This window comes from Bradyrhizobium sp. Ken51 (assembly GCF_055807435.1).
Window position 1 is genome coordinate 57,898 of sequence record NZ_JBVVPB010000029.1, and the last position, 18,227, is coordinate 76,124.

Genomic DNA, 18,227 nt, shown 5'->3' on the forward strand with positions numbered 1-18,227 from the left:
TAACTTATGGGGAAATTTGGGGCCGAATTCGATGAGATTCGGGTCGGCCCTTTCGTCCCGAACATGGGTGGTGAGGCCCTCGCTGTCAAATCGAGGGGTGTTGAAAGCCATCCAGATGGGAAAAGTTTCATATCGAGAAAGTTGTAAAACACCACCTTTGAGTTGCGGCCGATGTCGGCGTAATGTTTCTGCGGGGCATGGATTCGGGTGGGGGCTGGTGACTAAGCCAGGAAAGAAACGGGCGGGCGCCGCATCGCGCGCGGCTGGAGGCTCGCGTCACGAGGAACCGGGGGAGGGCGGCGTCGAGGAGGCGGTCGCCTTCATCGCCGAGCAGGTCGGGGCATTGCGCAAGCTTGCCGAGCGGCACAAGCTCGACGTGCTGCATTATCTCCTGGGCATGACCAAGCTGGAAGCCGACGAGCATCTGCGGCTGCGGAGCAAGCGCAGGCTGTCGTGAAGAGGGCGATGTGCTGCTCCAACGACGGTGCGGTTAGCCGTTGCGGCTTGCCATTTTGGCCAATCGCTGGCCGAGATATTCGGCCGTGGTGAGGTCGCTCTGGGGCAAGCTGCTGTCGACCAGATGCGTCGCAAGGCCAAGCTGGCTGCCTAAGCGATTGCGGCCGCTCGGGTCCTCCCCACCCGGAATATCCAGTCCGCACCAGAGCATGCCGTGCTGCGCGGCCAGAATGGAAAAGTAGGTCAGCGTGTGGAGTTGATCGCCGCCTGCGCAGGCGCCCGTCGTGAACCCGGCTGCGATCTTGTTGGCCCATTGCTGCCGGCTCCATCGATCACTTGAAGCGTCGGCAAACGCTTTGAATTGAGCAGCTGGTCCGCCCATGTAGGTCGGGCTGCCAAACGCAACTGCGTCGGCGCGATCGATCGTTTCCAGTAAGCTCTCATTCTGGAAGCGGCCTGATACGATGTCGCCGCCGGTGATGCGGCATAGGGTGACTTGCGCCTTGCCATCCGCTCCGCGCGCAACCGCATGCGCCAGCTTCTCGGTGGTGCCGGAGATGGAAAAATAGACGATGGCGAGCAGGGGCATGGTGGTGCCACTTTGGTGGGACCTCGCCATCTTTGACGCTGTCGATGTCTTGTACAAGTCCCGCCACGCCGTCATTGCGAGTTCGGACGCTCGGCTACAGGCCGACCCGCCTTCGATGAAAGTGGGTCAACTGCGGAGCAAGCGCGGGCTGTCGTATCCGGGAAGACCGAGCGGAATCGGTCTCGTTCGCTCTCTCTCCGGAGTCGTCCTGGCGAAAGCCAGGACCCATACCGCGAGGTCTATCGACCTGAGCGCGGTGGGAATTCCGGGTGACACGTCTTCGCCAAACTGCTCGTTGGGCTAATGGGTCCTGGCTTTCGCCAGGACGACGTTGGAGAGATAACGCGCCGCTATCCCGCCGACCGTCGGCGCGGCGCAGGCCGCGGCTTCAGCGTGGTATCGGCTTGCGCGAGCAGTCGCCCGTCCTCCGCGCGCAGTTCGAGCTTCTTCACCGGGCGGCCTTTCTCGCGATCGACCAAAATCGTCGCGATCTCCGACGGCCGATCGTCGAAGGCCTCGCTCCATTGCCGCAGTGCTACCAGGATCGGGAAAGTACCGCGGCCCTTTTCCGTCAGCACATACTCCTGATAGGCGCTGCCGTCGGAGGCGGGGGCCGTGGTCAGGATGCCGTGGTCGACCAGCGCGCGCAGCCGTGCCGACAAGATGTTCTTGGCCATGCCTAGCTTGCTCTGAAACTCGCCGAAGCGGCGCAGGCCGAACAGCGCCTCGCGGATGATCAGCAGCGACCACCGGTCGCCGATCGCTTCCAGCGAGCGTGCGATCGGACAGGTATCGCCCTCGAAGCTCGTTCGTTTCACCATTGCTTAGTCCTTTCGCGATCGCCCGATCTCAGAGCCGATCACGCGCTTGTGTGGTTGCATCATAAAACCATATGCCCTAGATGGCAATCATAGTTTTATGATGCAACCACTGGAGGCGAACGTGAGACTGAAGAACAAGACGGCCCTGATCACCGGCGGCAATAGCGGCATTGGACTGGCGACGGCAAAGCTGTTCGTGGCCGAGGGCGCCAAGGTGGTGATCACCGGGCGCAACAAGGAGACGCTCGAGGCGGCCGCGAAGGAGCTCGGGCCGAACGGGCTCGCGCTGGCCGCCGACGCCACCGACATTGCCGCGACCGAAGCTGCGATCAAGAAGGGCGCGGAAAAATTCGGCAAGTTCGACATCGTGTTCGCCAATGCCGGTATCGCCGGCGGCACGCCGCTGGGGTCGGCCACGCTGGAGGTCTTCGAGAAGGTCATCAGCACCAATCTGACCAGCGTGTTCTTCACCGTTCATTCCGCGTTGCCTTATCTCAACGACAACGCCTCGATCATCCTCAACGGCTCGGTGATCTCCGTGCTCGGCATTCCCGGCTATTCGGCGTATGGCGCCGCCAAGGCCGGCGTGCGGGCGATGGCGCGGATCATGGCATCAGAACTGTCGCCGCGCGGCATTCGCGTCAACGTGGTCGCGCCCGGTGCGATCCGCACGCCGATCTGGGGACCTGCGACCGCGACGCCCGAAGCCGAGAAGGCGTTTGAGAAGCGGATCGCGCTGACGACGCCTCTGGGGCGCATCGGCGAAACAGATCACGTCGCGAAGACAGTGCTGTTCCTGGCCTCAGACGATTCCGCGCATGTGCAGGGCCAGGAAATCTTCGTCGACGGCGGTGCGGTCGCCTCGCCGAGCGGTGCGCCGATCTATCGCGGCTGATCAATTGAAGTGAAAATTGAATCGGTCGGCGCACGCAAAGCGGTTGCGCCGGCTGATCCCCACCTCTCGCGAGCTGTATTTTCTGAACGTTGCGTGAGGCTTTGAACCTTCGCTTTGGCTGCCAAGACCCTTTTACGGGCAGGGGTCACGAAGACTCATTTTCAAGGGAGCCCGATATGCCAAAGGCAGCTCGTATTATTTCCCCGATTTCAGCACCGCGTATTTACACTGAAAATACCACCGTTCCCGCCAAGCGTTCCGACACCTCCGAGTTCATCGGGGTCGCTCTTTTTGCCGGCATCGGCCTGTTCGTCTCGCTCGTCGCCGTCATCCTCGGCATTCAGGGCGCCTGGTTTTAGCTTCGCCGATCGCGCACCGCTCGATCAGCCGCCGCGACCGAGTTGCGGCGGCTGACGATGTGCGCGTTGCGTCAGGCCGCGCGAAGGCTGGTTGCCGCCTGAAGCGCGGTTGCAAGCGACTTCTCGCGATGCTCCGGCCCGACCTGGATTCCGTCGGCGCTGATGAATTCGGGGTGATGGATGCCCATGAAGCCGAACACGCCCCGCAGATAGCTTTCGAGGTGCTCCAGCGACGCGGCGGGCGAGCCGGCGCCGTAATAGCCCCCGCGCGAGATCGCGAAGATCACGCGCTTGCCGCCGGCAAGGCCCTGCGGGCCGTTGGCTCCGTAGCTGAACGTCTTCCCCGCCACCAGGACCCGGTCGATCCAGGCCTTGAGCTGGCTCGGAATCGTGAAATTGTACATGGGCGCGCCGATCACGACGATGTCCGCTGCAAGAAACTCGTCCAGCGCGGCCTTGCTGGCGGCGAGGTCGGGGCCGAGTTCCGCCGGCGCAGGCGCGCCTTGCGCGGCCGCCAGATGCGAGCCGGAGAGATGGGCGAGCGGGCTCTGCGTCAGGTCGCGATAGACGATGTCCAGCGATGGCGTCGCCTGCCTGAGACGGTCGACGATGGCGGCCGAGACCTGCCGGGAGACGGAGTGGGGGCCGAGCACGCTGGAGTCGATGTGGAGGAGTTTCATTCGGGATCACCCTGGTATAAGTTTGTAACCAGAGCTACATGAGTGACTATCGAAATCCCCGCAAGAACGCACCTTTTTGAGCCATGGGCACATCTTTGAAACCTGCGCACGTCGATTTGCCTGCCACGCCGATGCCGGATCGCGACCACGCGGACTGCCGTGGCGTCGCCTCGATCCTCGCGCGCGTCGGCGACAAATGGAGCGTGTTCGTGATCATGATGCTGAGTGATGGACCCAAGCGCTTCAACGAGCTCAAGCGCATGATCAACGGCATCTCGCAGCGGATGCTGACCCTGACACTGCGCGGGCTCGAGCGCGACGGCCTGGTCACGCGCACGATCTTCCCGACCATTCCGCCGCGGGTGGATTACGAGCTGACCGATCTCGGCCGCGGATTGCAGCAGCCGGTGAAGGCACTCGGCGAATGGGCGATCACGCATCAGCAGCAGATCGCCTCGGCGCGCACGCGCTTCGACGAGCGGAACACTCCTTAAAGCAGCGAGACAAGGCCACCGCCGTGGCGTTCGAGCCGGCCGGCGAGCTCGAGCTCCAAAAGCACGGTGCGCACGATGGCAGGCGAGGCGCCGGACATCCGCACGAGATCGTCGATCGTGACAGGGGCAGGGCCGAGCAGACCGGTGATCTGATCGCGGTCGTGTCCTTGCGGATCGCTTTCGAACGGCTCGCTGTCGGGCTCGCGCGCGGTGCGCATCAGCGGCCGCTCCATGATCGGTGCGACTGCGTTGACGACGTCGGCGGCTTCGGTGACGAGCGTCGCGCCCTGCTTGATCAGATCATTGGTGCCGGCGGCGCGCGGATCGAGCGGCGAGCCCGGCACCGCGAACACTTCGCGGCCCTGTTCGGCCGCCATGCGCGCGGTGATCAGCGAGCCCGAGCGGTGCGCCGCCTCGACCACGACCACGCCGAGCGCGGCGCCCGAGATCAGCCGGTTGCGACGGGGGAAGTCGCGGGCGCGCGGCTCATGGCCGAGCGGCATCTCGGAGATCGCAGCACCCTTGCGGTCGAGGATCGCGGCGATGAGATCGCCATGCTCCGGCGGGGAGATGCAGTCATGTCCGCCGGCGAGCACGGCGATGGTGCCGCTCTCGATGCTGGCGCGGTGCGCGGCCTGATCGACGCCGCGGGCGAGGCCGGAGATGACGACAAAGCCGGCTTCACCAAGCTCGCGGGCGAGCTGACCGGCGAATTTCAAGCCTGCACCGGAGGCATTGCGCGAGCCGACGATCGCAATCATCGGCCGCACCAGCGTTGCATTGTCGCCGCGTACGGCGAGCAACGGGGGCGCATCGTCGAGCGTTGCCAGCCGCGCCGGATAGCCGTCCTCGCCGGGCGCGAGCCAGGCGATGCCGAATTTGCGGCTGGCGGCAAGCTCGGCTTTCGCCTCGTCGGCGCTACAGATGCGCGCCGATCGCTGCGCACCGCCACGGCGTGCAAGATCCGGCAGCCGCTCCAGCGCCGCGCGCGCCGTGCCGAAATGATCGACCAGCGACCGAAAAGTGCGCGGCCCGACATTGTCGGACCGGATCAGCCGCAGGCGGTCGATCCTGTCGGCTTCGGTCAGCTCTACGCTGGGATTGATGGCGTCCACGGCGGCTCCTTGCAGGCACAGCATGGAACAACCTGAGGGCGTGGGCAACAGTGGCGTGCGCTTGCGCGGCTTCGTCGCGATGCTAAAAGCGATCCCAATAAGAAGGGTTTTGCCATGATCTCACTCGCCGACCTCCAGCGCCGCATCGAAGCGGGCGAGCTTTCGCCTGAGGCCGCCATCGCGCAGTCGCATGCAGCCATCGAGGCCAGGGAGAAGGACGTCCACGCCTTCGTCCGTCACGACAGCTCCGCGAAGGCGCAAGGCGCCGGGGCGCTGCGCGGCATCGCGGTCGGGATCAAGGACATCATCGACACAGCTGATTTCCCGACCGAGATGGGATCGTCGATCTATCGCGGCTGGCAGCCGCGCGCGGACGCGCCTGTCGTGATGATGCTGAAGCGGGCAGGCGCCACCATCATCGGCAAGACCACGACCACGGCGTTCGCCTCGCGCGATCCGACCCCGACGCTCAATCCGCACAATCTTGGACATACGCCGGGCGGCTCGTCCTCGGGCTCGGCCGCGGCCGTCGGTGCCGGCATGATCCCGCTGGCACTGGGCACCCAGACCGGCGGCTCGGTGATCCGGCCTGCCGCCTATTGCGGCGCCGCCGCGATCAAGCCGTCATTCCGGATGCTGCCGACGGTCGGCGTCAAATGCTATTCGTGGGCGCTCGACACGGTCGGCCTGTTCGGCGCGCGCGCGGAAGATCTCGCGCGCGGACTGCTCGCAATGACCGGTCGCACCGAATTCGCCGGCATCGCCCCGGCGAAGGCGCCGCGCATCGGCGTTATCAGGCAGGAGTTCGCCGGAGCGGTGGAGCCGACCGCCGAAGAGGGGCTGCAAGCCGCGATCAAGGCGGCGACGCACGCCGGCGCCAGCGTGCAGACCCTCGATCTGCCGCAGGCGGTGCAGGAGGCCTGGCGCATCCATCCGATCATTCAGGACTTCGAGGCGCACCGCGCGCTCGCCTGGGAATTTTCCGAACGCCACGACGAGATCGCGCCGATGCTGCGCGCCAGTCTCGATGCGACGGTCGGTCTCACACCCAAGGACTATGACGACGCACGCCGGGTCAGCCGTCGCGGGCGCCGTGAGGTCGGCGAATTATTCGAGAGGTTCGACGTGCTGCTGACATATTCGGCGCCGGGCACGCCGCCGGCCAAGGAGCTCGCGAGCACCGGCGACCCCCGCTACAACAGGCTCTGGACGCTGATGGGCAACCCTTGCGTCAACGTGCCGGTGCTCAAGGCCAATGGCCTGCCGATCGGCGTGCAGGTGATCGCGCGCTTCGGCAACGACGCCCATGCGCTGGCGACGGCGTGGTTCCTGGAGCAGGCGCTGGCGAAATCAGGCTAGCGCAGGTTCGAGAGCGACGACGCGCTGGCCCGATGCGGCCGGCGCTGGACTGTGATCGGTACCTTGCTTGAGCCAGCGCCCCGCGGCCTCGCGGCCGCTCCGGTGCAGCGCGCGAATGAAGCCGCGGCCGAGATCGGTGGACGAGCGCTGCGCCAGGCCGTCGACGAAATCTTCCGCGGCGATTCTTGAGAGCCGCAACGACGATGCGGTCTGCGATTGCGCCCATTCCATCGCCGCGATCTCGGCATTGAGGGCGGCGTTGGCCGCGATCTGATCCAGCCTGCGGTCGATCGCGGCGAGCGTGATCGGCACATAGCTGTCGCGCGCCGGCGTGACCTGGACGAGCAGGATTTCGGTGCACGTCGTGTCCTGCACGAGCCGTAGCAGTGGCGGATTGCCGCCGAGGCCGCCGTCCCAATAAGCCTCGCCCTCGATCTCCACCGCGCAATGAACCAGCGGCGGACAGGTCGAGGCCAGCGCGACGTCGGCGGTGATCACGTCGTTGCGGAAGATCTGCTGCTGCCCGTCGCGGATCCGGGTCGCTGCGATCAGAAGCTTCGGGCAGCGCGGGTCGCGCAAGGCGGAAAAGTCGATGTCGCGCGACAGCGCCTGCCGCAGCGGATCGAGATCGAACGGATCGAACTGGCCGGAGCGCAGCGTCGGACCGAACGCGACCGAGCTTCCCGCCGGCGAGAAGCCGCCGATCAGCATCAGCGATCGGAACGAGGCCTCGTGCATCAGCCGGATCCAGAACCGGTTCAGCCGTGCGCGCGCGCCTTCGCGGCCGCCCTCGGCGAAACCGGAGGCGAGCAGCAGCGCGTTGATGGCGCCGGCACTGGCGCCGCTGATGGTGTCGATCGCGATGGATGGCTCTTCCAGCAGCCGCTCCAGCACGCCCCAGGTGAAAGCGGCGAAGGTGCCGCCGCCCTGAAGCGCCAGCGACAGCTTTTGCGGCGGCCATTGCCCCGGCGTTCGATCGTGCGTGATGGGCGCTGCGACAGTTACGCTTTCGACCGGTTTCCGCGCTTCCACGATCGGATCGGGCTCGCGCGATGGTGGCGAGACGGAAGCAGCCTCCGGTGCGACAAGCGGCGAGGGCGCACCGGACCAGATGTCCGTCGTCGAGAGCATCCGGCTTGCCGCAGTGCCCTGCAAGCCACCTTCAACATGCGCGCCGACAATCTTCTCGCTCATTCTGAGCAACCGCGTAGAGCCATGCCCACGATCAGGGCCAAGCCAGGAACCCGTTCGTCCATACAGCCGTGATTCGGCTGCAAGTTGCGAACACCATTTGGATATAATGCAGAAGGGGTGCCGCGGTATCCGTGGATTCCCGGCTTATGCCTTCTCGCCGATCCGGCTTTCCTTGCCCGATTGCAGTCGCTTGATGTTCTCGCGATGAGCATAGAACAGCAGCAGCGTCAGCACGGCCGCCAGCGCCGCGAGCGCGGGCTGGCCGAACCACAACAGGAACAGCGGGGTGATGAACGAGGCCACCAGGGCCGAGAGCGAGGAATAGCGGGCGGTGAACGCGGTCGCCAACCAGAGCAGGCAGAACACAACAGCGGCCGGCCAGAACAGCCCGAGCATGACGCCGATATAGACGGCGACACCCTTGCCGCCGCGGAACTTGAGCCAGATCGGGAAGAGATGGCCGAGGAAGGCGCCGAGTCCGGCCAGCATCGCGGCATTGGGACCGGCGATGTAGCCGGCGATCACCACCGCCACGGTGCCTTTGAGTGCGTCCAGCAGCAGGGTCCCCGCGGCCAGACTCTTCCGTCCGGTGCGCAGCACATTGGTGGCGCCGATGCTGCCGGAGCCGATCGAGCGAATATCCTGCGTGCCGGCGAGTCTGGTCAGGATCAAACCGAACGGAATCGAGCCGAGCAGGTATCCGATGACGAAAGCCACCGGCAGGAACAATTCAAGCGCCATGTCTGCAAATTCCGTGGCTGCAGCTCCGCACGTCAGACATGCTCGTACACCGTCCGTCCGCTGACAATGGTGCGCACCACGCGGCCTGTAAAGCGGGCCTCGTCGAATGGCGTGTTCTTGCAGGGCGATTTGAGGTCGGCGGGATCGACCACCCAGGGGACATCGGGGTCGATCACGATGACGTCCGCCGGACTGCCTGGACGCAGGGTTCCGCCAGGCAATCCCAAAATCTCGGCCGGCCGCGTCGACATCGCCCGGATCAGCGTCTTGAGGTCCAGCTCGTCATTATGCACGAGCCGAAGGCCCGCCGGGAGCATGGTTTCCAACCCGATGGCGCCGGGGGCTGCTTCCGCGAAAGGCAGGCGCTTGACCTCGACGTCCTGCGGATTGTGGTCGGACATGATGACGTCGACGAGGCCGGAGGCAACGGCGGCGACCAGCGCACGGCGGTCGTCCTCGGTGCGCAGCGGCGGCGACAGCTTGAGGAATGAACGGTAAGGGCCGATGTCGTTCTCGTTCAGCGCAAGGTGGTTGATCGAGGCCGAGGCGGTCACGGCCAGCCCGGCGTCGCGGGCGCGCTTGAGCACGTCGAGCGACTCGATGCAGGTCAGCGAGGCCGCGTGATAGCGGCCGCCGGTGAGCGCGACCAGGCGCATGTCGCGCTCCAGCATCACGGCTTCCGCCGCGTTCGGGATGCCCATCAGGCCGAGCCGCGACGCGAACTCGCCCTCGTTCATCACGCCTTCGCCGACGAGATCGCGATCCTCGGTGTAGTGCACGATCAGCGCGTCGAAATCGCGCGCGTAGGTCAGGGCGCGGCGCATCACCTGCGCATTGATCACGCTTTTGTCACAGTCGCTGAAGGCGATCGCGCCGGCTGCCTTGAGCAGGCCGAACTCGGTCATCTCCTCGCCGCGCATGCCCTTGGTCAGCGCCGCCATCGGCTGAATGTTGACGATGGCAGTGTCGCGGGCGCGACGCATCACGAAGTCCACCGTCGCCGAGTTATCGATCACCGGAGAAGTGTCGGGCTGGCAGATGATGGTGGTGATGCCGCCGGTCGCAGCCGCCTGGCTCGCGGAGGCAAAGGTCTCGCGATGGCTGAAGCCGGGCTCTCCGACGAAGGCGCGCATGTCGATCAGGCCGGGCGCGACGATCTTGCCGGCGCAGTTGACGACGTCGGTGCCCTCGGGGACGCCGGCAGCGCCAATGCCGCGGCGGGTCTCCCGGATGATGCCGTCGGCAATCAGGACATCGCCGGGGCCATCGAAATCCCGGGAGGGGTCGACGACGCGGGCGTTGGCAAGCAGGATGGGTCGGCGGTCGGTCAACATGAGCATCACGCGTTCGGCAGGTTGCGGGCGAGCGCTTCCAGCACCGCCATGCGCACGGCCACGCCCATTTCCACCTGTTCGCGGATCAGGGACTGGGCGCCGTCAGCGACCGCAGTGTCGATCTCGACGCCGCGGTTCATGGGGCCGGGATGCATGACGAGGGCGTCTGGCTTGGCGTAGGCCAGCTTCTTCTGGTCCAGCCCGAAATAATGGAAATACTCGGAGGTCGACGGCACGAAGGAGCCGTTCATGCGCTCGCGCTGGAGCCGCAACATCATGACGATGTCGGCGCCGTTGAGCCCCTCGCGCATGTCGCGCGCGACCTCGACGCCCATCCGCTCGATGCCGGGCGGCAGCAGCGTGGAGGGGCCGACGACGCGGACGCGGGCGCCCATCGCGTTGAGCAGGATGATGTTGGAGCGGGCGACGCGCGAATGCAGCACGTCGCCGCAGATCGCGACCACGAGACCCTCGAGCCGGCCCTTGTTGCGGCGGATGGTCAGCGCGTCGAGCAGGGCTTGGGTCGGATGCTCATGCGCGCCGTCGCCGGCATTGATCACGGAACCGTCGACCTTGCGGGCCAGCAGTTCCACCGCGCCGGAGGCGTGGTGGCGCACCACCAGGATATCCGGGTGCATGGCGTTGAGCGTCATGGCCGTGTCGACCAGCGTCTCGCCTTTTTTGATGGACGAGGAGGAGACCGACATGTTCATGACGTCGGCGCCCAGCCGTTTGCCGGCGAGCTCGAACGAGGATTGGGTCCGGGTGGAAGCCTCGAAGAAGAGGTTCACCTGCGTCCGTCCACGCAGGACGGTGCGCTTCTTGTCAACCTGGCGGTTGAGCTCGACATATTCTTCGGACAGGTCGAGGAGGCCGGTGATGTCGGCCGCGGAAAGGCCCTCGATGCCCAGCAAATGCCGGTGGCCGAGGACGAAGGTCGATTTCGATGTCATTAAAGCGAGAGCTATAGGCGGGGATGGCCGGGGGGGCAAGGGCCAAAGCCCGGGCGGGGAGTTATCCCCCGATCTGTACCTTGTCGTCATTCCGGGGCGATGCGAAGCATCGAACCCGGAATCTCGAGATTCTCTGGTGCGGGAGCCCGCCGCACCATAGTTCGACTCTTCGAGCCGCCCCGGAATGACGCCGGAGGATGTGGAGGCATCGTGAAAACAGGTCTTACCGTTCTTGTAGCAATCGGCTTCATCTCATCCGCCCATGCCCAATCGCTTCCCGGCGGTTTCGTCTATTTGCGCGACGTCGACCCCAGTATCGTCCAGGACATCCGCTACGCCACCTCGAACAATTTCGTCGGCCGTCCGCTCGCCGGCTACGGCGCTGGCGAGTGCGTGGTGAAGCGGGAGGTTGGGCTGCGGCTGAAGGCGGTGCAGCAGGAACTAGCGGCGCAAAATCTCTCGCTGAAGATGTTCGACTGCTACCGGCCGGCGCGGGCCTCGCTCGATATGGTCAGGTGGTCGCAGAACGGCCACGAGACGGCCGCCGAGCGACGCTACAATCCCAAAATTCCCAAGACCGAGTTGTTCCGCCTCGGCTACATCGCAAGCCGCTCGCAGCATTCGACGGGCGCCGCGCTCGATCTCACGCTGGTCGATCTCAAGGCCGACAATTCAGGCAAATACGACCCGTCAAAGGCCTACGCTGACTGTACCGCGCCGGTCGAGTCGCGCCCGCCCGAGGGCAGCGTCGACATGGGCACCGGCTATGACTGCACCGACGTGAAAGGGCATACCACCGCGCCGTCGATCAGTCCGGACCAGCGCGCTTGGCGCAAGCGGCTCGTGGCAGCGATGGCGAGGCAAGGCTTTGTGAACTATGCGAAGGAGTGGTGGCATTTTTCCCTGCCGGGGGCGGGCGGGGCGGCCTATGATTTCCCGATTCCGCCGCGGACGAAGTAGATCGCAATCCGACCAGCCCGGAATGCTCCCCAATGAAAGCGCCTTGATGGACTCGCTCAATCCGGATCATCCGCCGCTGACCGCGACGCCAGCGCACGAGGCGCCGCGCGTCTGGAAATTCTGGGGCACGGCGATATGGGGCGCCGTCATTTTCGCTGCAATGTTCGTCGGGCAGATCGGTGCCATCGTTCTGCTGGCGGTGCAGCGTGGCCTGCCGATGGACCTCGCCTCGCTTCAGCTCGTCGGCGGCGAGCCGCAGGCGCTGGCGCTGTCGGTGATCATGGGCCTGCCGGCGACACTGGCCGCGGTGTGGCTTGCCATCCGGATCAAGAAGGCCTCCTTCGTCGACTATCTCGCGCTGCATTGGCCGTCCTGGAAGCAACTCCTGTTTGGCGCCGTTGGCCTCATCCTGATCGTCGTGGCCTGGGAGACGATGTCGCGGAGCCTCGGCCGCGAGGCCACGCCGGGCTTCATGACCGATCTGTTGAAATCTGGCCGCGACAAGGGCGCAGCCTTCTTCCTGCTGTTCGCATTCAGCGTGGCCGCGCCGATGTCCGAGGAGGTGTTGGCGCGCGGCTTTCTCTATCGCGGCTGGTCCGCGAGCTTCCTGCGCGTGCCCGGCGCGATCATCCTGTCGTCGCTGCTGTGGACGGTCGTGCACCTGCAATACGACCTGTACTTCCTCGCCGAGGTCTTCTCCATCGGCCTGTGGTTCGGCTACATGCGTTACCGCAGCAACTCGCTCTGGCTCACGATCGTGCTGCACGCGCTGAACAATCTGACAGCGGTGGTGCTGACGATGTGGCTGGGGAGTTAGGCCACCAGCGCGATCACGATCGGCATGGTGATCGCCGCCAAAATCGTTTGCAGCGTGATGATCTGCGCCAGCAGCGGGGCATCGCCGCCCATCTGGCGGGCCAGCACATAGGCGCTGGTCGCGGTCGGCACTGCGGCGCAGATCGCGACGATGGCGAGGCTGTCGCCGGACAGTCCGAACCAGACGGCGAGCACCAGCGCGACCATGGGCATCAGCACCAGCTTGAACACCACGCCGATAGCGGCGCCCGCGCTGGGGCGGAGCAGGCCTTCAAGATGCAGTCCGGCGCCGGTGACGAGCAGGCCGATGGCGAGGGAGGAGCGGCCGAGTGCGTCTGCCACCTCATGCCAGATCCTAGGCAGCGGCAGATGAATGACATTGATGACGAGGCCGATCGCGCAGGCCCAGATCAGGGGATTGCGGACAACCGTCATGACGATCGCGCGCGCGGATTGCTTCTCCGGCGCGGCGAAGTGCGCGAGCACCGCGACGCTGAGGACGTTGACCAGCGGAATGATCGCCACCATCGCGACCGAGGCGAGCGCCAGCCCGATCTCGCCGAACATGTTGGCGGAGATGGACAGCGCCACATAGGTCTGCCAGCGGATCGCGCCCTGGAAGATCGAGGTGAAGGCGGGACCGTCGATGTCGAGCCGTGCGAGAGCCGGGCGGAGCGCGAGGCAGAGCAGCGACATCGCGAGCGCCGACAGCAGCAGAGCGCCGCCGACGCCGGCGACCGGCACGCTGGACAGGTCGGCCTTTACCAGCGTCTGGACCAGCAGCATCGGGAACAGGACGAAATAAGTTAGCCGCTCCAGCCCGTTCCATTGCGTGTCGAGCCGCATCAGGGTGCGCCTCAGCACCACGCCGAGCACGATGAGGATGAAGACGGGGAGGAGCGCCGCGATCACGACGGCCATGGATCAGCCGGGCCCCGGGGCTGCGCGCAGATTGGCGAGGCGGTCGAGCGCGCCTTGCAGGATGAAGATCGCGGCGTGCTCGTCGATCACTTCGGCGCGCTTGGCGCGGCTGACGTCCATGCCGATCAGCTCGCGCTCGACCGCAGCGGTCGACAGGCGCTCGTCCCAGAGACCGATCGGCAGCACGGTCAGGCCGGCGAGGTTGCGGGCAAACGCCCGGGTCGATTGCGCGCGCGGGCCCTCGCTGCCGTCCATGTTGATGGGCAGGCCGAGCACGAAGCCGACGGCCTTGCGTTCACCGGCAATCGCGAGCAGCCGGGCGGCATCCTGCTTGAACGCCTTGCGCTGGATCGTCTCGACGCCGGTCGCTAACCGGCGGTCCGGATTGGAGACGGCAACGCCAATGGTCTTGGTACCCAGATCAAGGCCGACCAACCCGCCGCGTTCGGGCCAGTGGATTGCAGCATCGACGAGAGGCAGGATAAGAGCCGGCATGGTGTTAGCGCATATCACGCGTCGCGCTGCGGAGTGAACCCGGAACATGGATGCGCTGACACTATTTGGCCTGTTCGCCGTGACGGCGATGCTGGTCACTTACGCCCTGGAAGACCGCAGCCACTGGTTCGTGCTGCTGTTCGCAATGTCCTGCGTGCTCGGTTCGGCCTACGGCTTCCTGCAAGGGGCCTGGCCGTTCGGCGTGGTCGAGGCCATCTGGGCCGTCGTGGCGCTGCGGCGCTGGCGTCTCAGGCCGTAGATCGTCCGGCGGCACCACGACGCGCGAAATCGTGATGCGCAGGTGTATCGACCATTTGTGGCAAATCTCACACGGGTGACGTCGCGGACGATGGCATGATGTCGCGTCTCCGGCCGCGCGCATCGATTGACGCTCTGGTTGCGGTAAGTTAAATTTATAGTCTAAAGTAGTGCGGGGCGAAGCCTCCGATTTCCAGAACGATGGGCAGCACCCGACAGTCCGGCGGCGCTGCAACCTTCGCGCAAATTTTCGATGCGCTCCCGACAACGTCCAGAATTCGTCCAGTCATTTTTGAGAGGTCATCATGCTCATCAAGCCAAGCCTGATCGCAGGCTCAGAAAGGCGATTTAAGCAAGCCGAGTTTTCACCTGAAGCCCTGAACCGAAAATTAGGCGATGGCCCGATCCAGATAAGCTCCGACAAGAAAATCCTGCGCCAGCGCCAGCTGTTCGCGGAGACGGGGAACGTGCAGGCGGCAGAGATTGGCCTGGAGCGGATCATCCAGGGCAATGATCTCGACAGCATCAACTATCTCGCCAAGGGCACCGCGGCCTCGCGCTCGGTGTGTCGCATTCAGCTCAGGGACATGAAGTCGAATCTGCTCGGCTATGGTTCGGGCTTTCTGATCGGGCCGGGCCTGCTGATGACGAACCATCACGTTTTCGGCAAGCCGGTCGACGCAGCCAATTCGATCGCCGATTTCGATTATGAGCTGGACATTTCGGGAGAAGAGCGGGTGCCGATCCGGTTCGGATTCGAACCGGCCAAATTCTTCTACACCAACGACAGACTCGATTTCTCAATCGTCGCGATGGCGCCGACCTCGCTGTCAGGTCACGAGGAGCTCGAGAATTGGGGTTGGTTGCCGCTCAGCGGTGCGCCCGGCAAGGCGGACCCCGGCGAGTACCTCACCATCATCCAGCATCCCAGCGGACAGATGAAGCAGGTCTGCGTCCGCGAGAACAAGCTGCTTAAATATGTCGGAGACTTCCTCTGGTATAACACCGATACGACGGCCGGGTCGTCTGGTTCGCCGGCGTTCAACCGCTTCTGGCAGGTGGTCGCGCTGCACCACAGCGGTATTCCAAAGAAAAATGCGCAGGGCCGCACTCTCACCAAGGACGGCAAGGTTTGGGATCCATCGATGGATGAAACCTCGATCGACTGGATCGCCAACGAAGGCATCCGGATCAGTGCAATCGTTGCCGATCTCAAGATTGCCGTTGGTTCCCATGCCCTGATCAGACCGGTTCTTGACGAGGTTGAGCCGCCGACCCGGCACGAGGTCCAGAGAGCCCAGCCGCCTTCGATCGTGACAGCGCCGTACGGCACCAACGTCTGGGTCGAGCAATCCGTCGACGGCACGTCGCTGGTGGTCCCGTTTCGCGTGCCGCTGCCCATGTTCAGGAAGGATGTTTCTTTGCCTCCGTTGGCTCGCCTGCCAGTCCCGGCCGGAGGCAACGGAGGGGCACCGAATGGCGGCAAGCAGAACGGCAGCAGGCCTTTGGTCGCTCCGCCGGTCGGCTTGTTGCCTCACATCAGCGCGAACAACGGTCTGCCCATGGAGGCAGTGCATATCGACCAGAGCACGCTTAAATCCCGTCCGGGATTCAAGGCTAATTTTCTCGGCAGCGGCAAATTCTCCGTCGCCTTGCCGAAGATTCCCGCTGAACTTAAACCCGAGATTGCGATGTTGAAGGGGAAGTCCAAACAGTTCGAGCTGAAGTATTTCAACTATAGCGTCGTCATGAACAAGCAGCGCAGGCTTGCCTTCTTCAGCTGCGTCAATATCGACGGCGGAAAGCAGCAGGACGTCGGCAAGCGCGAGGGTGATTCCTGGCTGCGCGATCCGCGCATCGACGAGGACGCCCAGATCGGCGACGAGTTCTACCGCAAGCAGGCCACTTTCGAGGCGGATCGCAGCAAGAATCCGTTCGACCGCGGGCATCTCGTGCGCCGCCTGGATGCGACCTGGGGCGATACGGTCGCCAAGGCCAAGCAACACGGCGACGATTCCTTCCATTTCACCAATTGCTCGCCGCAGTTCTTCTCGTTCAACCAGGGCAAGCAGCTTTGGGCAGGGTTGGAGGATTACACGCGTAATGTTCTGCTTGAAGGCAAGGAGAAGGGCATCGTGATGAACGGACCGGTCTTCAACGGACCGGACGCCGATGGATCCAACCTGCCCAATCCGTCCGGTCGGCCGCACAAGGATCCGAGCTTCGGTGGTATCCAGATTCCGAAGTATTTCTGGAAGATACTGATCCGGCGCGACCGCGAAGACGATGTCCTCAAGGCGGCGGCATTCCTGATGAGCCAGAGAGAGCTGGTCATGGGGATCGACCGGATCGAGGAGGCGGATCTGCTCGAGCGCATGTCCGAGGAAGATGTCAGCGTATTTCAGGTCTCGATTGCGGATCTTGCGAAGCTGACCAAGCTCGGCTTCGGCAATCTTGCCGACGCGGACTCGCACGAGGAGACCTCGGTCGGCCCGCGTCTCATCGAGTCCTACGAGGAGATCCGAATCTAGGCGGACGCGGTCGGGTATGCTGCGGAGGGGTGTTGCGAGACCCCAGGCGATCCGGGCCGTCGTCGCGCTGCGGCGTAGGCATCTCAGGCCGCGATGACGGGCGGGACAAACGAAAAGCGGGCGAGGCGGCCTGCCGGGCGGCAGGCCATCCTCGCCCGTGATGGGCAGCTCCCGATCAACGGATCGCGATCGGGTTGATCATCGCCTGCACGCCGCCGGTCCAGCGCGGCTGGCCGAGCACGAACAGGAATTCGTAGCCCTTGTCCCGGGCGAGCGCGGCCGTGTCCATATTCTCGAGGATGTAGGTCCCGTTCATCGCGAGCAGGATCTGGTGCACCTCGAACACGTTCTTGGACTCGAACGGCAGCACCTCGAGCGCCCAGGTGTCGGCACCGATCGCGACGACGCCCTTGCTGGTCAGGTATTTTGCGCCTTCCACGCCGAGACCGGGCTCGCCTGCCGAATAACGCTTGTCGTCCTTGCCGATCAGGCTGAGCCAGCCGGTGTGGAAGATGACGACGTCGCCCTGTCGGATCTCGACGCCCTGCTTCTTGGCGACTTCGTCGATCTCCTTGGCGTTGAAGGCGGTGCCTTCCTTCACGATATCAGTGTTGTAATACGCCGCCATGTCGAGCAGCACGCCGCGGGTGACGATCGGAGGGACCTTCTCGATACCGAGCTTCTTCAACCCGGTGGGATCGGCGAAGTCGGCGAGCTTGTTGCCATTGTAGTAGACGTGCTCGACGCCGAGATGGCCGAGGCCGTCGAGCTGGCTGCCGATGCCGACCCATGTGTCCAGGATGTCGTCGTTATAGGTCGCCTTGTTCGGTCCGAGACCTGCGCTGCCCGCCTGTCCCGGCTGCACCACGGTGATCTTGAAGCTGCGCGGCGGATAGGCCGGCGTGCTGGACGTAACGGGAATGCCGAGTGCGTAGGTCTTTCCGGTCTTCACCAGAGATGCGGCCTTCAGCACGAGTTCGGGCGTCATGTAGTTGGCAGCACCGATCTCGTCGTTCGGCCCCCATTTCGATTTGGTCCAGTCTTGGGCGCTTGCTGTTTCGATCGTCGCAGACAACGCGGCGACACAGCACAACACGAGCGTATTGCGCATCAATAGTCCTCCCGATGTTTTTGCCGGTGTTTGGCTTCGTTATGATTTCGCGCTGGCCAGTCGCTCATCCTAACGTAGAAAAGCCGCGGGCTTCAAAACTTTTCGCGGTGCCATGCTGCGGCGGCTGAACGCAGCACTCGCTGCG

General features: G+C 64.5%; 20 protein-coding genes. 9 read left to right on the forward strand and 11 right to left on the reverse strand.

Going from position 1 to position 18,227, the window contains the following annotated elements; genetic code table 11:
* Positions 1–217: 217 nt before the first annotated feature.
* Positions 218–457, forward strand: coding sequence for a hypothetical protein (locus AC0L27_RS33175; protein WP_247286819.1), 240 nt, complete (start codon positions 218–220; stop codon positions 455–457).
* Between the two features lie 33 nt (positions 458–490).
* Here AC0L27_RS33175 and AC0L27_RS33180 read toward each other — a convergent pair whose 3' ends face one another.
* Together AC0L27_RS33180 and AC0L27_RS33185 are read right to left on the reverse strand one after the other, a co-directional pair.
* Entirely contained in the window at positions 491–1,075 is a 585-nt protein-coding gene (locus AC0L27_RS33180; protein ID WP_354255513.1) for a flavodoxin family protein, read from the reverse strand.
* Between the two features lie 320 nt (positions 1,076–1,395).
* The gene (locus AC0L27_RS33185; protein WP_354210723.1) at positions 1,396–1,866 is read right to left on the reverse strand and encodes a winged helix-turn-helix transcriptional regulator; all 471 of its coding nucleotides are present in this window, start codon (positions 1,864–1,866) and stop codon (positions 1,396–1,398) included.
* A gap of 121 nt (positions 1,867–1,987) precedes the next feature.
* On the opposite strand from AC0L27_RS33185, the gene AC0L27_RS33190 reads away from it, so the two are divergent.
* Together AC0L27_RS33190 and AC0L27_RS33195 are read left to right on the forward strand one after the other, a co-directional pair.
* The gene (locus AC0L27_RS33190; RefSeq protein WP_354255510.1) at positions 1,988–2,761 is read left to right on the forward strand and encodes an SDR family oxidoreductase; all 774 of its coding nucleotides are present in this window, start codon (positions 1,988–1,990) and stop codon (positions 2,759–2,761) included.
* Positions 2,762–2,937: 176 nt separating this feature from the next.
* The gene (locus AC0L27_RS33195; protein ID WP_354210725.1) at positions 2,938–3,120 is read left to right on the forward strand and encodes a hypothetical protein; all 183 of its coding nucleotides are present in this window, start codon (positions 2,938–2,940) and stop codon (positions 3,118–3,120) included.
* A gap of 71 nt (positions 3,121–3,191) precedes the next feature.
* On the opposite strand, the gene AC0L27_RS33200 is transcribed toward AC0L27_RS33195, so the two are convergent.
* Positions 3,192–3,800 carry an FMN-dependent NADH-azoreductase gene (locus tag AC0L27_RS33200; protein WP_354058865.1) on the reverse strand — a complete coding sequence of 203 codons (609 nt, stop codon included), beginning with the start codon at positions 3,798–3,800 and terminating at the stop codon, positions 3,192–3,194.
* A gap of 83 nt (positions 3,801–3,883) precedes the next feature.
* On the opposite strand from AC0L27_RS33200, the gene AC0L27_RS33205 reads away from it, so the two are divergent.
* On the forward strand, positions 3,884–4,294 hold the full coding sequence (locus tag AC0L27_RS33205; protein ID WP_275167910.1) for a winged helix-turn-helix transcriptional regulator: 411 nt from the start codon (positions 3,884–3,886) through the stop codon (positions 4,292–4,294).
* Here AC0L27_RS33205 and dprA read toward each other — a convergent pair.
* On the reverse strand, positions 4,291–5,433 hold the full coding sequence (gene dprA / locus AC0L27_RS33210) for a DNA-processing protein DprA (RefSeq protein ID WP_354210726.1): 1,143 nt from the start codon (positions 5,431–5,433) through the stop codon (positions 4,291–4,293). The genes AC0L27_RS33205 and dprA overlap by 4 nt on opposite strands.
* A 90-nt stretch (positions 5,434–5,523) precedes the next feature.
* Here dprA and AC0L27_RS33215 point away from each other — a divergent pair, with 90 nt between their 5' ends.
* A complete protein-coding gene (locus AC0L27_RS33215) occupies positions 5,524–6,768 on the forward strand; it encodes an amidase (protein ID WP_354210727.1) in 1,245 nt (414 codons plus the stop codon).
* Here AC0L27_RS33215 and AC0L27_RS33220 read toward each other — a convergent pair.
* The 4 genes from AC0L27_RS33220 to AC0L27_RS33235 form a co-directional block, all read right to left on the reverse strand.
* Positions 6,760–7,962 carry a patatin-like phospholipase family protein gene (locus tag AC0L27_RS33220; protein ID WP_354210728.1) on the reverse strand — a complete coding sequence of 401 codons (1,203 nt, stop codon included), beginning with the start codon at positions 7,960–7,962 and terminating at the stop codon, positions 6,760–6,762. The genes AC0L27_RS33215 and AC0L27_RS33220 overlap by 9 nt on opposite strands.
* A 144-nt stretch (positions 7,963–8,106) precedes the next feature.
* Positions 8,107–8,703 (reverse strand): glycerol-3-phosphate 1-O-acyltransferase PlsY, encoded by a 597-nt coding sequence (plsY, locus tag AC0L27_RS33225; RefSeq protein WP_354210729.1) that lies wholly within the window; start codon positions 8,701–8,703, stop codon positions 8,107–8,109.
* 32 nt (positions 8,704–8,735) lie between these two features.
* Positions 8,736–10,037, reverse strand: a complete 1,302-nt coding sequence (locus AC0L27_RS33230; protein WP_354210776.1) for a dihydroorotase — start codon at positions 10,035–10,037, stop codon at positions 8,736–8,738.
* Between the two features lie 5 nt (positions 10,038–10,042).
* Positions 10,043–10,990 (reverse strand): aspartate carbamoyltransferase catalytic subunit, encoded by a 948-nt coding sequence (locus AC0L27_RS33235; protein WP_007603315.1) that lies wholly within the window; start codon positions 10,988–10,990, stop codon positions 10,043–10,045.
* Between the two features lie 210 nt (positions 10,991–11,200).
* Between AC0L27_RS33235 and AC0L27_RS33240 the strand changes: the two genes are divergently transcribed.
* Positions 11,201–11,950 (forward strand): M15 family metallopeptidase, encoded by a 750-nt coding sequence (locus AC0L27_RS33240; protein ID WP_354210730.1) that lies wholly within the window; start codon positions 11,201–11,203, stop codon positions 11,948–11,950.
* Positions 11,951–11,996: 46 nt separating this feature from the next.
* Positions 11,997–12,767 carry a CPBP family intramembrane glutamic endopeptidase gene (locus tag AC0L27_RS33245; RefSeq protein WP_354210731.1) on the forward strand — a complete coding sequence of 257 codons (771 nt, stop codon included), beginning with the start codon at positions 11,997–11,999 and terminating at the stop codon, positions 12,765–12,767.
* On the opposite strand, the gene AC0L27_RS33250 is transcribed toward AC0L27_RS33245, so the two are convergent.
* The gene (locus AC0L27_RS33250; RefSeq protein ID WP_354210732.1) at positions 12,764–13,687 is read right to left on the reverse strand and encodes an AEC family transporter; all 924 of its coding nucleotides are present in this window, start codon (positions 13,685–13,687) and stop codon (positions 12,764–12,766) included. The genes AC0L27_RS33245 and AC0L27_RS33250 overlap by 4 nt on opposite strands.
* A gap of 3 nt (positions 13,688–13,690) precedes the next feature.
* Positions 13,691–14,182, reverse strand: coding sequence for a Holliday junction resolvase RuvX (ruvX, locus tag AC0L27_RS33255; RefSeq protein WP_275167902.1), 492 nt, complete (start codon positions 14,180–14,182; stop codon positions 13,691–13,693).
* Positions 14,183–14,228: 46 nt separating this feature from the next.
* Here ruvX and AC0L27_RS33260 point away from each other — a divergent pair, with 46 nt between their 5' ends.
* Positions 14,229–14,441, forward strand: a complete 213-nt coding sequence (locus tag AC0L27_RS33260) for a hypothetical protein (RefSeq protein WP_275167901.1) — start codon at positions 14,229–14,231, stop codon at positions 14,439–14,441.
* Between the two features lie 304 nt (positions 14,442–14,745).
* Positions 14,746–16,971, forward strand: a complete 2,226-nt coding sequence (locus AC0L27_RS33265) for a DNA/RNA non-specific endonuclease (RefSeq protein ID WP_354210733.1) — start codon at positions 14,746–14,748, stop codon at positions 16,969–16,971.
* A 175-nt stretch (positions 16,972–17,146) separates the two neighbouring features.
* On the opposite strand, the gene AC0L27_RS33270 is transcribed toward AC0L27_RS33265, so the two are convergent.
* Positions 17,147–18,082 carry a cyclase family protein gene (locus AC0L27_RS33270; RefSeq protein WP_275167899.1) on the reverse strand — a complete coding sequence of 312 codons (936 nt, stop codon included), beginning with the start codon at positions 18,080–18,082 and terminating at the stop codon, positions 17,147–17,149.
* Positions 18,083–18,227 lie beyond the last annotated feature (145 nt).